This is a genomic window from Rhodoferax sp. (assembly GCF_023701345.1).
GTDB lineage: Bacteria > Pseudomonadota > Gammaproteobacteria > Burkholderiales > Burkholderiaceae_C > Rhodoferax.
In genome coordinates, this window is sequence record NZ_JAMPXE010000098.1 from 1 (window position 1) to 12,547 (window position 12,547).

Annotated in this window: 15 protein-coding genes and 1 pseudogene; 5 read left to right on the plus strand and 11 right to left on the minus strand. The window is 61.1% G+C overall.

The genetic code is table 11. The features are described 5' to 3' along the window. The 4 genes and pseudogenes from NDI87_RS12800 to folC form a co-directional block, all read right to left on the minus strand. Positions 1 to 495 (minus strand): annotated as a pseudogene (locus NDI87_RS12800) (amidophosphoribosyltransferase); the annotation flags it as partial. Positions 496 to 522: 27 nt separating this feature from the next. Continuing rightward, on the minus strand, positions 523 to 1,011 hold the full coding sequence (locus tag NDI87_RS12805; protein WP_296275664.1) for a CvpA family protein: 489 nt from the start codon (positions 1,009 to 1,011) through the stop codon (positions 523 to 525). Between the two features lie 16 nt (positions 1,012 to 1,027). Continuing rightward, entirely contained in the window at positions 1,028 to 1,729 is a 702-nt protein-coding gene (locus NDI87_RS12810) for an SPOR domain-containing protein (RefSeq protein WP_296275665.1), read from the minus strand. A 19-nt stretch (positions 1,730 to 1,748) separates the two neighbouring features. Further along, complete coding sequence (folC, locus tag NDI87_RS12815; protein WP_296275666.1) at positions 1,749 to 3,068, minus strand: bifunctional tetrahydrofolate synthase/dihydrofolate synthase; 1,320 nt, start codon at positions 3,066 to 3,068, stop codon at positions 1,749 to 1,751. 78 nt (positions 3,069 to 3,146) lie between these two features. On the opposite strand from folC, the gene NDI87_RS12820 reads away from it, so the two are divergent. Genes NDI87_RS12820 through argG form a run of 3 tightly spaced genes read left to right on the plus strand, consistent with a single transcriptional unit; the run spans position 3,147 to position 5,252 of the window. Further along, positions 3,147 to 3,527, plus strand: coding sequence for an ArsC family reductase (locus tag NDI87_RS12820; protein ID WP_296275667.1), 381 nt, complete (start codon positions 3,147 to 3,149; stop codon positions 3,525 to 3,527). Positions 3,528 to 3,585: 58 nt separating this feature from the next. Then, positions 3,586 to 3,903, plus strand: coding sequence for a pyrimidine/purine nucleoside phosphorylase (locus NDI87_RS12825; protein ID WP_296275668.1), 318 nt, complete (start codon positions 3,586 to 3,588; stop codon positions 3,901 to 3,903). A 5-nt stretch (positions 3,904 to 3,908) separates the two neighbouring features. Next, positions 3,909 to 5,252 carry an argininosuccinate synthase gene (gene argG, locus NDI87_RS12830; RefSeq protein ID WP_296275669.1) on the plus strand — a complete coding sequence of 448 codons (1,344 nt, stop codon included), beginning with the start codon at positions 3,909 to 3,911 and terminating at the stop codon, positions 5,250 to 5,252. A gap of 6 nt (positions 5,253 to 5,258) precedes the next feature. Here the strand turns inward: argG and NDI87_RS12835 are convergent, their stop codons facing one another. After that, positions 5,259 to 6,221, minus strand: a complete 963-nt coding sequence (locus tag NDI87_RS12835; RefSeq protein ID WP_296275670.1) for a complex I NDUFA9 subunit family protein — start codon at positions 6,219 to 6,221, stop codon at positions 5,259 to 5,261. A 43-nt stretch (positions 6,222 to 6,264) separates the two neighbouring features. Beyond that, positions 6,265 to 7,338: a UDP-N-acetylmuramate dehydrogenase gene (gene murB, locus NDI87_RS12840; RefSeq protein WP_296275671.1), complete on the minus strand. Its 1,074-nt coding sequence runs from the start codon at positions 7,336 to 7,338 to the stop codon at positions 6,265 to 6,267. A 33-nt stretch (positions 7,339 to 7,371) separates the two neighbouring features. Here murB and NDI87_RS12845 point away from each other — a divergent pair, with 33 nt between their 5' ends. Both NDI87_RS12845 and NDI87_RS12850 read left to right on the plus strand, forming a co-directional pair. Then, entirely contained in the window at positions 7,372 to 7,857 is a 486-nt protein-coding gene (locus NDI87_RS12845; protein WP_296275672.1) for a YajQ family cyclic di-GMP-binding protein, read from the plus strand. Positions 7,858 to 7,893: 36 nt separating this feature from the next. Beyond that, positions 7,894 to 8,850 carry a phosphodiesterase gene (locus NDI87_RS12850; RefSeq protein WP_296275673.1) on the plus strand — a complete coding sequence of 319 codons (957 nt, stop codon included), beginning with the start codon at positions 7,894 to 7,896 and terminating at the stop codon, positions 8,848 to 8,850. A gap of 35 nt (positions 8,851 to 8,885) precedes the next feature. On the opposite strand, the gene NDI87_RS12855 is transcribed toward NDI87_RS12850, so the two are convergent. The 5 genes from NDI87_RS12855 to NDI87_RS12875 form a co-directional block, all read right to left on the minus strand. Next, a complete protein-coding gene (locus NDI87_RS12855) occupies positions 8,886 to 9,587 on the minus strand; it encodes an amidotransferase (protein ID WP_296275674.1) in 702 nt (233 codons plus the stop codon). Beyond that, positions 9,584 to 10,309: a glycerol-3-phosphate 1-O-acyltransferase PlsY gene (plsY, locus tag NDI87_RS12860; protein ID WP_296275678.1), complete on the minus strand. Its 726-nt coding sequence runs from the start codon at positions 10,307 to 10,309 to the stop codon at positions 9,584 to 9,586. The genes NDI87_RS12855 and plsY overlap by 4 nt, the downstream gene beginning before the upstream one ends. Positions 10,310 to 10,371: 62 nt before the next feature. Next, on the minus strand, positions 10,372 to 10,866 hold the full coding sequence (locus NDI87_RS12865) for an aminoacyl-tRNA deacylase (protein ID WP_296275675.1): 495 nt from the start codon (positions 10,864 to 10,866) through the stop codon (positions 10,372 to 10,374). Positions 10,867 to 10,874: 8 nt separating this feature from the next. Continuing rightward, positions 10,875 to 11,939, minus strand: a complete 1,065-nt coding sequence (locus NDI87_RS12870; RefSeq protein ID WP_296275676.1) for an aldo/keto reductase — start codon at positions 11,937 to 11,939, stop codon at positions 10,875 to 10,877. 328 nt (positions 11,940 to 12,267) lie between these two features. Continuing rightward, on the minus strand, positions 12,268 to 12,501 hold the full coding sequence (locus NDI87_RS12875) for a hypothetical protein (protein WP_296275677.1): 234 nt from the start codon (positions 12,499 to 12,501) through the stop codon (positions 12,268 to 12,270). Between the last annotated feature and the right edge of the window lie 46 nt (positions 12,502 to 12,547).

Genomic DNA, 12,547 nt, shown 5'->3' on the forward strand with positions numbered 1-12,547 from the left:
CACACGCCGGTGCACGCCGCGCACGGCGGCGAACACGTCGGCCGGCTTGAGGGTGGTGCCGCGCGTGACCTTCTCCAGTTCATGCGCCAGCACGTTGAGCAGCACCTCGGAGTCGCTTTCGGTGTTGATGTGGCGATGGTCGGTGCTGAACAACTCTGCCTTGAGCGCGTGGGCGTTGGTCAGGTTGCCGTTGTGCACCAGCACAATGCCAAAGGGGGCATTGACATAAAAGGGCTGGGCTTCTTCTTCACTGAACGCATTGCCTGCGGTGGGATAGCGCACCTGGCCCAGGCCGCAGTTGCCCGGCAGCGAGCGCATGTTGCGGGTGCGAAAGACATCGCGCACCATGCCTTTGGCCTTGTGCATGAAAAATTTGCGCTCCTGCTGCGTCACGATGCCCGCAGCATCCTGACCCCGGTGCTGCAACAGCAGCAGCGCGTCGTAAATGAGCTGATTGACCGGCGCGTTACTGACAACACCAACGATTCCACACATAGTTTTCCAATCTTTTCAACAACTTTTTCAAGCGGGCAAATACTTCACCAAATCACGCGGCAAGCTGGGCTGAAGAGTGTGCAAGACCGTCAATGACACAGCCACACCCTGGGACTCCTGCCAGGCGGGACTGGATTTGAACGGTGTCATGGCAGCGAGCACGGTCGCCAACAACAGCAGCAAAACACCCCGAACGGCACCAAAAGTTGCCCCCAGCACCCGATCCACCGGCCGCAAACCCACGCTCGCCATCAGCTTTTTCAGGAGTGCTGCCAGCAAGCCGCCCAGCATGACCGTGGCAATGAACACCAGCAGAAAACCGGCGCCGTAACGTACCATCTCACTGGCGCCGCTCATCGGCAAATACTGCGCCACGTCCATGGCCAGCCACTGCGCCAGCACAAATGCCGCAATCCAGCTCAGCAGGGACAGAACCTCAAAAACCAGGCCGCGCCAGGCGCCCAACAGCACTGACATCAGCAATACGACGGCAAAAACCCAATCCAGCACAGGCATGTTCAGCAGACACGCATTACAACGTCAACAGAGCTGCTGGCAGGTTCAGCTTCTTGATCTTTGCTGCTGCATTTTCAGCGTCTGCCTTCACCGAAAATGGTCCCACCCTGACTCGGGTTCGTTGGCCGTCCTTGGTGTCGGCCACGTGGGTATAGGTTTTCAGGCCGGCACGCTCCAGCTTCTGGCGCACTTCGCGGGCCCGCGCCGCATCGGCAAAGGCACCGACCTGCACCACAAAACGGCCTGCCGCGGCAGCAGACGGCTCTTCAGATTTCTTGCCCTCCAGCAGCGCCAGAACCTGGTCGGCTTCGGTCGGTTTGGCCACAACAGGCGGCTTGACCACGCTGGCTTCCGGCTTGGCGGGCTTGACTGGCTCGGCCGTCTCGGTGATCACCACGGCCTGCGGTGCTACTGCCGCCGGCGCAATGGGTACGGCAGTCGCCACAGGGGCGGCCGCTGCCACACTGGACGCAAGCGGCGTGGGCAAGGCCAGGGGCAAGACTTTGTTTTTATCCGGGATATCGATCGGCGTGTCCACCGCGATGGGCCGGGGCTGCTTGTCAAACAACAAGGGGAAACCTATCACGCCGATCAGCACCAGCACCGTGGCCCCAGCCAGACGATGCTTGGCGCGCTGGCGCATGCGATCCACACTTTCAGGCTGAACCGACGTGTTCGGGGTGGTATCGCCTTTTTTGCGAAACTTGAAAAAGTCCATGCCGATGAGATTGAGTGAATCAGGAATGAGGCAAATGCCTGGCCTGCAATTGGGGCACGCCATCTTTGAGCACGCCGCCCACAGTCAGGAACGATCCGAAAACGATGATTCTATCAGCGGGGTCTGCCTGTGACAGCGCCGCCTGGAACGCCGATTCAGGGTCAACAAAGACTTCGGCGGAACAATCCTTGCGCTTGTTCAGCAAGGCCCATTGCGCCATCAGATCGGCCGCCCGGGCCGCCCGCGCGGCCGGCAAATTGGTAAAATACCACTTGTCCACCAACGGATTGAGTCGCGCCAGCACAGCGGCAATGTCCTTGTCCGCCATGGCGCCGAAGACCGCGTGCGTGGTCGGAAAAAAGCCCATGGCATCGAGATTGGCGGCCAGCGCCGCCGCTGCATGCGGGTTGTGCGCCACATCCAGCACCAGATTGGGCTCGCCCGGCACAATCTGAAAGCGCCCCGGCAAATCGACAAAGGCAAAGCCGTTGCGCACTGCCTGCGCCGTGATCGGCAAGCGCTCGCGCAAGGCCGTCAGCGCCGCCAGCACGCCGGCCGCATTGACCAACTGGTTGGCGCCGCGCAGCGCCGGGTAGGCCATGCCGCTGTAACGCCGCCCGCGCCCGGCCCAGCCCCATTGCTGCTTGTCGCCGGTCACATTGAAGTCGACCCCGACGCGCCACAGGTCGGCGCCCACTTCCAGCGCCCGGTCCAGCACGCTCTGAGGCGGCAGCGGATCGCTCACCACCACCGGCTTGCCGGTGCGCATGATGCCGGCTTTTTCATACCCAATGGCTTCACGGCTGTCACCCAGTAGCGCCGTGTGGTCCAGATCGATGCTGGTGATGATGGCGCAGTCCGGCTCGATGATATTGACCGCGTCGAGCCGGCCACCCAGGCCGACCTCAAGAATCACCACATCCAGTCCGCTGCGACGCATCACATCCAGAATGGCCAGCGTGGAGAACTCAAAATAAGTCAGCGAGATGACCTCTTGGTCCTGCACCCGGGCGCTTTCCACCCGGGCAAAGGCCGCCACCAGTTCTGCCGCCTTGACGGCCTCGCCATTCAGACGCAAACGTTCCTCGAAGTGCACCAGATGCGGCGAGGTATAGACCCCGGTGCGGTAGCCCGCCTGCAGCAGGATGGATTCCAGCATGGCGCAGGTCGAGCCCTTGCCGTTGGTGCCGGCGACGGTGATCACCGGGCAGTCAAAACCGATGCCCATGCGCCGGGCCACGGTATGCACACGATCCAGACCCATGTCGATGGTGGTGGGATGCAGGCGTTCGCAGTAGTCGAGCCAGTCTTGAAGTGAGTGAAGCGTTGATGTCGTCATGCCCCGAATTGTCCACCAGACGCAGCCCACCAGGCGCGCGCCGCCGCTTTAAACCCCGCCAATGGCATGATAGAGGCCATGAATACACCCCTCCTCACTGTTTATGGCATTCCCAATTGCGACACCGTCAAAAAAGCGCGCAGCTGGCTCGCCGAACATGGCCTGGCCTACCAGTTTCATGATTTCAAGAAACAAGGCGTGCCCGCCGGACTGCTGCCCGACTGGATCGAATCGCCGGGCTGGGAAATGCTGCTGAACCGCAAGGGCACCACCTGGCGCAAACTGGACGAAGCCACGCGTCTGGCCGTGGTCGATGCGGCGTCCGCCACGGCGCTGATGCTGGCCCAACCCAGCGTGATCAAGCGCCCGGTCGTGGTCTGGCCCGGCCAGCACATCACGGTCGGCTTCAATGCCGAAAATTTCGCTGCCCATGCTGCTGCGCTGGCACAGAAGGCATAACCTAAAATCTGCCTTTCCGGCATCAACTGGACTTTTTGTCTGTATCCCCCACATCATCATGACCACCACTCACATTGACGGCGTGTCCGTCACCACGACAGCCAGCGTTTATTTTGACGGCAAGTGCGTCAGCCACGGCATCACGTTTGCCGATGGCACAAAAAAATCGGTCGGCGTCATTTTGCCCGCCACCCTGACCTTCAACACCGGCGCCCCCGAGGTCATGGAATGCGTGGCGGGCAGCTGTGAATACCGGCTGGCAGGCACTGAAACCTGGGTCAAGTCCAGCCCCGGTGAGAACTTCAGCATTCCCGGTAACGCCAAATTCGACATTCGCGTGACCGAGCCCTACCACTACATCTGCCACTTCGGTTGAACCCCATGAGCGCCACCATCCTTCAAAACATTCCCGCCGGCCAAAAGGTCGGTATTGCTTTTTCCGGCGGACTCGACACCAGTGCCGCGCTGCACTGGATGAAGCTCAAGGGCGCCCTGCCCTACGCCTACACCGCCAACCTCGGCCAGCCCGACGAGTCCGATTACGACGAGATCCCGCGCAAGGCAATGGAATACGGTGCTGAAAAAGCCCGCCTCATCGACTGCCGCAGCCAGCTGGCCGCCGAAGGCCTGGCGGCGCTGCAAAGCGGTGCCTTCCACATCAGCACCGCTGGCGTAACCTACTTCAACACCACACCCATCGGCCGCGCTGTGACCGGCACCATGCTGGTGGCCGCCATGAAGGAGGACGACGTCAACATCTGGGGCGACGGCAGCACCTTCAAGGGCAATGACATCGAGCGCTTTTACCGCTACGGTCTGCTGACCAACCCCTCGCTCAAGATCTACAAACCCTGGCTGGACCAGGCCTTCATTGACGAGCTGGGCGGCCGCGCAGAGATGTCGGCCTTCATGACGCAGCACGGCTTTGGCTACAAGATGAGCGCCGAAAAAGCCTACAGCACCGACTCCAACATGCTCGGCGCCACGCATGAGGCGAAGGACCTGGAAAACCTCAACTGCGGGATGCGCATCGTCAACCCGATCATGGGCGTGCCGTTCTGGCGCGACGACTGCGTGGTCAAGGCCGAAGAAGTGTCGGTGCGCTTTGAAGAGGGCCGCCCGGTGGCGCTCAACGGGGTCGAGTACCCCGACCTGGTCAGCCTGATCCTGGAAGCCAACCGCATTGGCGGGCGCCACGGCCTGGGCATGAGCGACCAGATCGAGAACCGCATCATCGAGGCCAAGAGCCGCGGCATCTACGAGGCTCCCGGGCTGGCGCTGCTGTTCATCGCCTACGAGCGTCTGGTCACCGGCATCCACAACGAAGACACCATCGAACAGTACCGCGACAACGGCCGCAAGCTGGGCCGCCTGCTGTACCAGGGCCGCTGGTTTGACTCGCAGGCCATCATGCTGAGGGAGACGGCGCAACGCTGGGTGGCGCGCGCCGTGACTGGTGAAGTCACACTGGAGCTGCGCCGCGGCAACGACTATTCGCTGCTCAACACCGAGTCGCCCAACCTGACCTACGCGCCCGAGCGCCTGAGCATGGAGAAAGTGGAGGACGCGCCGTTTTCTCCGGCCGACCGCATTGGCCAGCTCACCATGCGCAACCTCGACATCGTCGACACGCGCGCCAAGCTGGGCATTTATGCCAAGTCAGGACTGCTGTCACTCGGTGGTGGCGGCGACCTGCTGAGCCTCACGGGCGAACGCAAGCGCTAAATAAATCTAGCGCCGGCCAAGGTATTGCCTGGCAATCGGCCGCACGGCCGATGCCGTGATGCCCAGCGAATCGAGGCCGGGATGCTTGCCTGTGGCGACGTTGTCGACCTTCATCGACTCCAGGTTGTCCAAACTCATCAGCGGCGCGCCAGGCGCCATGCCCATAATCGTGGCCTGCAGCCGCCCGGCCCACGCTGGCAACGGGATCACCAACCGGCCCATGCCACCGCCCGCACCGCTGAGCTGGGCAGCGATTTGCACCAGTTGCTTCAGGGTCAACACTTCCGGGCCGAAGGCTTCGATCACACGCGGTGACGGCTGGGTGCTGGCACCGGCCAGGCAGCGCACCACGGCCATGGCCACGTCCTGCACCCACACCGGCTGAAAGCGCGCCGCAGCACCCGCCAGCGGCATCAGAGGCAGCACCTTTTGCAGCCTGGCAAACAGGTTCAAAAATTTATCCTCGGCGCCAAACATCACACTGGGACGCAGAATGCTCAGATCGAAGCCGGCCTGCGCTGTGTCCCCGGCGCTGCCGCCCATGGCGGCCTGCACCAGCACGGCCTCACCCTCGCCCTTGGTGCGCAGGTACATGGAGGGCGCCAGCGCAGGCTGCAGCGAATCGGCCCCCAGGGCACTGATATGCACCACCTGACCGACCCCGTTGATCAAACAGGCATGGGCAATTTTTTGCGGCAAGGCCACGTGCACATGTTCAAACGCCGCTTGCGTGCCGTGCAGAATAGCCACCAGATTCACCAGCGCGTCATGCCCGTCAACAGCACGCGTCAAGGCGGCCTCGTCATGCACGTCAAGTTGCTGCACGGTGAGGCCGGGCAAATGCATGACGGCTTTGGCATTGATGGTGCGCCGCGTCGGCACGGTCACCTGCCAGCCCTCGCGCACCAGTTTTTCACACAAATGGGTACCAACGAAGCCGGTACCGCCAAGGACAATGATTTTTTTCATGGCGTAATGATGCGCTAAAAAGGCGTCAATCGCTACACAAAGACTAAATAATGACCGGCTCGGTCTCCAGCCGGATGCCAAAACGCTCGTACACGCTGGTCTGAATCGCCTTGGCCAGGGTCATGACCTCGCCGCCGGTGGCGCCCGAGCCCGCCACCCCGCTGCCCCGGTTGACCAGCACCAGCGCCTGTTTTTCATAAACGCCCGCCTGCCCCACCGACTTGCCGCGCCAACCGCAGGCATCAATCAGCCAGCCTGCGGCCAGCTTGACCGAGCCATCGGCCAGCACGTAATGCACCAGCTTTGGTTCGCGGGCGATGATGTCGGCACATTGCTCGGGGCTCACGGTGGGATTCTTGAAGAAGCTGCCGGCATTGCCGATCACGCCGGGGTCGGGCAGCTTGGCGCGGCGAATGGTGCAGACCCAGTCATACAACTGCTGCGCTGTTGGCTGCGTGACGCCTTGCTCGGCCATTTTCTTGTCAATATCGGCATAACCCAGCACCGGTTTCCAGGGTTTGGGCAGGGTAAAACGCACGCGCAAGATCAGCACCCGGTCTTTCAGGCCGACGGCCTGGTGGCCGGCGCTGGCATCCGAGGCGCTGGTGTGTTTGAACACCGAGTCGCGGTAGCCGAAAGCGCATTGCGCCGCATTCAGGGTGAACATCTGCCCGGTCTGCAGGTCGATGGCATCCAATGAATCAAAGCGGTCTTGCAGCTCGACGCCGTAGGCACCAATATTTTGCACTGGTGAAGCGCCCACGGTGCCCGGAATCAAAGCCATGTTTTCCAGCCCGGGGCAGCCAGCTTCAAGCGTCCAGGTGACAAAGTCGTGCCAGTTTTCACCGGCACCGGCTTCCACGATGAAGGCTTTGGGTGTTTCCTGCAGCAGCCGCCGGCCCATCACCTCGACCTTCAGCACCAGCGCCTTGACATCCCCGGTGAGCACAATGTTGCTGCCGCCACCCAGCACAAACTTCGGGCTCGCGGCCCATTCGGGGTCGGCCAGCAGCGCCTGCACGTCGGCCTCACCGCCGATGCGCACCAGGGCATGGGCCTTGGCCACGATATGGAAGGTATTAAAAGGCTGAAGGGGGACGTTTTTCTGGACTAACATGGCGGGATTGTCGAACATTTAGCGAGAACCCTTATGCCCTCTTTTGATACCGTTTGCGAAGCCAGCATGGTCGATGTAAAACACGCCATTGAAAACACCAGCAAGGAAATCACCACCCGCTTTGACTTCAAGGGCACGCCGGCTGCCATCGAGCTCAAGGACAAGGAAATCACGCTGATCGGCGACGCTGATTTTCAGCTCAGCCAGATCGAGGACATCCTGCGCAACAAGCTCACCAAGCGCAATGTCGATGTGCGTTTTCTGGACAAGGGCGACGTTCAGAAAATGGGCGGCGACAAGGTCAAGCAGGTGATCAAGGTGCGCGACGGCATCGAGACCGAACTGGGCAAAAAGATCCAGCGCATCATCAAGGACAGCAAGATCAAGGTGCAGGCCGCCATCCAGGACGGCAAGCTGCGCGTGAGCGGCACCAAACGCGACGATCTGCAGGCCGCGATGGCGCTGATGCGCAAGGAAATCACCGACATTCCGCTGAGCTTTGACAACTTCCGCGATTAATCAGATGCATCATCCGGTCCGGGCCGTGACTGCGTCATGAGTTTTTTTCTGAAGACTGAGGACGAGTACGAAGACCTGCTCGGTCTTTGGTCTGACCTGGAAGCGGGCCTGTCCATGCTGCTGCTCCACCCGCAGAACGCAAAGGAATTTGCCGCGCGCATTCTTCAATACGACCGCTGGATGCAAAACCTGATTCAGCATGACACCGATGTGGCCCTGTACCTGCTGTTTCAGCTGGCCTCGCACTCACCCGTGGGCTACAGCGCCTCGCACGCGCTGGTGTGTGCCGTGTTGTGTCATCTGGTAGCCCGCGAAATTCAATTGCCGCAGACTGAGCGCGACAGCCTGGTGCATGCCGCCCTGACCATGAACATTGCCATGACCGGCTTGCAAAACCAACTGGCCATCCAGCGCGGCCGACCCACACCGGAGCAGGAAGTAGCCTTGCGCACCCATGAAGCACGCGGCGAGGACTTGTTGCGCACGCTGGGCATCGACGATGCACTCTGGCTGCAAACGGTACTACAGCACCATCAGGAGGCGAGTTCCAGCGAAGACCTGCTGCGCCTGGCGGCACTGCAGCGCCTGACACACATACTGAATGTGGTTGACCGTTATGCCGCCATGATCAGCCCGCGGCAGTCACGCGCCGGGCGCAGTGCCACCGAGTCGGCCAAAAGCATCCTCGCCAGCAGCAGCGCGCAAAACAATCAGATCGGTCAGACGCTCATGCAGGTGGTGGGTTTGTTCCCACCCGGCACTTATGTGCAACTTGACAACGCCACCGTGGGCGTGGTCATGCGCCGGCGCAGCCAGGACAAACACCCCGACATCGCCATTGTGCTCAACGACAAAGGCCAATTGATGCGCCCGCCCAGCCTGCATTCAAGCTGCAACGGCAGCCCGGCCATCACCGCGGCCTTGCCGGCATCCGGGGTTCAGGAGCACTTGAACCACCACTTGATCCTGCAACTGGGCGCGCAGCAGGGCTGACGGGACGGGAACCCCGGCTGAATCCAGAAGGCAGTTTATTGGTTGATGAACGCCACCATCATGCGCGCCACCGCCTGGCCGTCATGCCCCTCGGCCAGACTCCGGGTGAAAGCCTGGTACTTCTCCTCGCCAAACATGGCGCGCCGTTTGTTGAGCAAAAAAGCGCTGTAGTCTTCGACAAACTCGGGATGCGGTTGCACGCAAAAAACGTGGTCATCGACAGCAAACGCCGCCACCGGGCAAAAATCGCTACTGGCCAGCAGAGTGGCCCCCTTGGGCAGCTCAAACACCTGATCCTGGTGGCTAGCCAATAGCGCCACCTCTTCGCGGCCCTGTGCCTGCGGCAGATCAGGCGCGCGCCATTGGTAGCGCATGCGACCGGCGCCCCAGCCCTGCGGTGCACGGCCCACTTTGGCGCCCAGACACAGCGCAATCAACTGGTGGCCAAAACACACGCCGACCAGCTTTTTTTTGGCTTCCAGGAGCGCTTGCACCTTGTCCTTGAGTGTGAGCACCCAGGGCTCCTGGGAAAACGCATCGGCCTTGCTGCCCGTGAGCAACACCGCGTCATAAGGCGCGAACGAGGCCGGATACTCGCCCCTGACGGTGTTGAAAATGTCGAACGTGCCATCGGCTCCCGCCTGGCGCAGCAAACGCTCGAACATGACGCCGTAGCCGATGTAGGTCGCCGCGACCGCCGGGTCGAGAAAGTCGTTGTCAAGAATACAGAGCTTCATGGGCGATTATTTTTCGGGTGCGATTTTTGATCAAGGTGGGGCGGATGCCGATGGCCATGCTTGGCGTGTCCATGCGCATGCGCCATGGGCCGGGTGTCGGCTTTTTTACCCAGCCTTGATTCCGTCCCCTTGAACAGGCGATTGATGTTCTCGGCATGGCGGTAGAGCAAAAAAAGTGACATCACGGCCACGCACAATGCCACGCTCTTGCTCATGAGCCACAGCCCGCCGTCCCCCAGCACATACACCACCGGCGCCAGCAACGCTGCCGTGATGGAGGCCAGTGACGAATAGCGAAACACCATGGCCATCAGCAGCCAGATCAAAGCTGTTGCCAGCCCCAGCCAGCCGCTGAATCCCAGCAGCACACCCAACGCCGTGGCCACGCCCTTGCCGCCGGCAAACCTGAAAAACACCGGAAACACATGGCCCAAAAACGCTGCCAGACCCACCAGCGCCAGCGTGCCATCGCCCAGGCCATAGGCTTGACCGTACCACTTGACCAGAACCACCGGCAGCCAGCCCTTGGCCGCATCGAGCAGCAGCGTCAGAATGGCCGCGGCCTTGCTGCCGGAGCGCAGCACATTGGTGGCGCCGGGATTTTTACTGCCAAAGGTGCGCGGGTCATTCAGGCCCATGACCCGGCTGACAATGACGGCAAAAGACAGCGACCCAATCAGGTAGCCGGCCAAGACTGCCAACAGCGGGAAAAAGCTCTTGATGGATTCCAAATCAACTCCTGGTGACCCAAGGGATTGGGTGCAATGGCGCTATTTTGCCAGTGTCAGGTCAACACCTCAGCCAGCGCACACTGCACCGCTCGGGCGCCCAACAGCGTGACGCACACCTGCGGGTCAATGCCCACCAAGTAACCGCGCCGCCCACCATTGATCAAAATTTTGGGCAACGCCAGAATGGTCGACTCAATAAAGACCGGCATGGCGCGCCGGGTGCCAAAGGGCGAGGTGCCACCCACCAGATAACCGCTGTGCCGGTTCGCCACCTCAGGCACGCAAGTCTCGACAGCCTTGGCCCCGATCTGACGCGCCAGATTTTTCGTCGACACCTTGCGGTTGCCGTGCATCAGCACCACCAGCGGCTTGGCATCCTGGTCCTGCATGATGAGGGTCTTGACCACATGGAACGAGTCCCAGCCCAGCACAGACGCGCTGTGCAGCGCGCCGCCATGTTCAAGATAGTCGTAAGGATGCTCGGTATAGACCACCTTGTTGTCCTTGAGGAATTGGGTGGCCGGGGTCAGGCTGACGTGTTTGGCCATGATAAAGGCTATTGCGCCGGGTCGCGCATTTCCCAACGCAGCGCGTCAATGGCCTTGAGCACTTCATTGGATAACGTGGTGCCCCAGGCATCCAGGCATTCGTCCAATTGGACCACCGAGGTCACGCCAATGATGGTGCTGGCCACTTGCCATTTGGTGTAGCAAAACGCAAGTGCCAGTTGCAGCGGTGTCAGGCCATGCTCTCGCGCCAGCGCACTGTAGCGCCGTGCTGCCGCCAGCGCCTCGGGGCGGCCCCAGCGCTGCTTGCGACTCGACTCAAATTTGGTCAATCGGGCTTCAGGCGATGTGCCTGGCCCGGTCAGGCCGGTGGCATCGTATTTGCCCGTGAGCAGGCCGAAGGACAGCGGCGAATAGGCCAGCAACGACACCTGCAAGCGCTGCATGGTTTCATCAAGGGCGTTTTCCACGCTGCGGTTGAGCAGGCTGTAGCCGTTTTGCACCGTCGCCACGCGCGGTAAGCCATACTGCTCGGACAACCGCACAAACTCGTGCACACCATACGGCGTTTCGTTGGACAAGCCAATCGCGCGCACCTTGCCGGTCTGCACCAATTTGTTCAGGGCCTCCAGTTGGGCATGGATGGACGTGCCCTCACTGCCACTGGCAGGGTGGTAATAGATGCCGCCAAACATGGGCACACTGCGCACCGGCCAGTGAATCTGATACAGGTCGATGACATCGGTTTGCAGGCGCCGCAGGCTGCCATCACAGGCTTCCAGAATGTCATTGCCGGTCAGATCCGGACTACCGCCGCGGATCCACGACATGTTGCGCGAAGGCCCCGCCACTTTGCTTGCCATGACCAGCTTTTGCCGCGCGCCGGGACGTTTACTGAGCCAGTTGCCGATGATTTTTTCGGTCGCGTTGAAGGTTTCCGCGCGCGGCGGCACCGCGTACATTTCGGCGGTATCGATAAAGTTGACACCGCGCTCCAGCGAGCGGTCCAGGATGTCGAAAGCGGTGGCTTCGTCGACCTGCTCGCCAAAGGTCATGGTGCCCAGGCAGATGGGCGTGACATGGAGGTCGCTTTGACCCAGTTGAATGGTTTTCATGAAGCGCGCCGCGATATTTGATATGTAATCTGCGCGATATTTGGTTTGATAACTAGTTTCGTGTCGGGAAATCAAATTATCAGGTAGAAAACACATTGAGCGGGTGACTCAATCACCCCACTTCACCCGACCATCAAAAAACGGTGGGGGAAATATCTTGTGGCGCGGGTTGATGGGGGTGTAGCTGATCACGTGGTGGCCGGCGCGGACCAAAAAGTGGGGGAACCACCCGTGATCGGATTGGCGCACTTTGATGTACCAGCGCCTGCCATTGCGACGCCGGTAAAGCAGCACGGCGAACACAAGGCAGTTGCTCCCTAGCTTCACGCTACACCTCAATCACTTCCAGCGTCAAATCAGGCGCAGCGCCCTCAATCACACCATCACGCACAAACGCCTTCAGGCCCACGGCCACAGCGGTTCCGCGCACGGTTTGCACGCTGCTCCCCGGCCAGGTCACGGTGCTGGTGCCTTGGCCGGTGTTGATGGCGGTCACGGTGGCCACGTGCAGGGGGGCCTCGGGCAGCAACTCCAGCAAAGCGCGGTAAAGATTGGTGCTCATACGGTCTCCAAATGGCGTTCCAGCGTCACGGTCTGGCGCAGGGTGG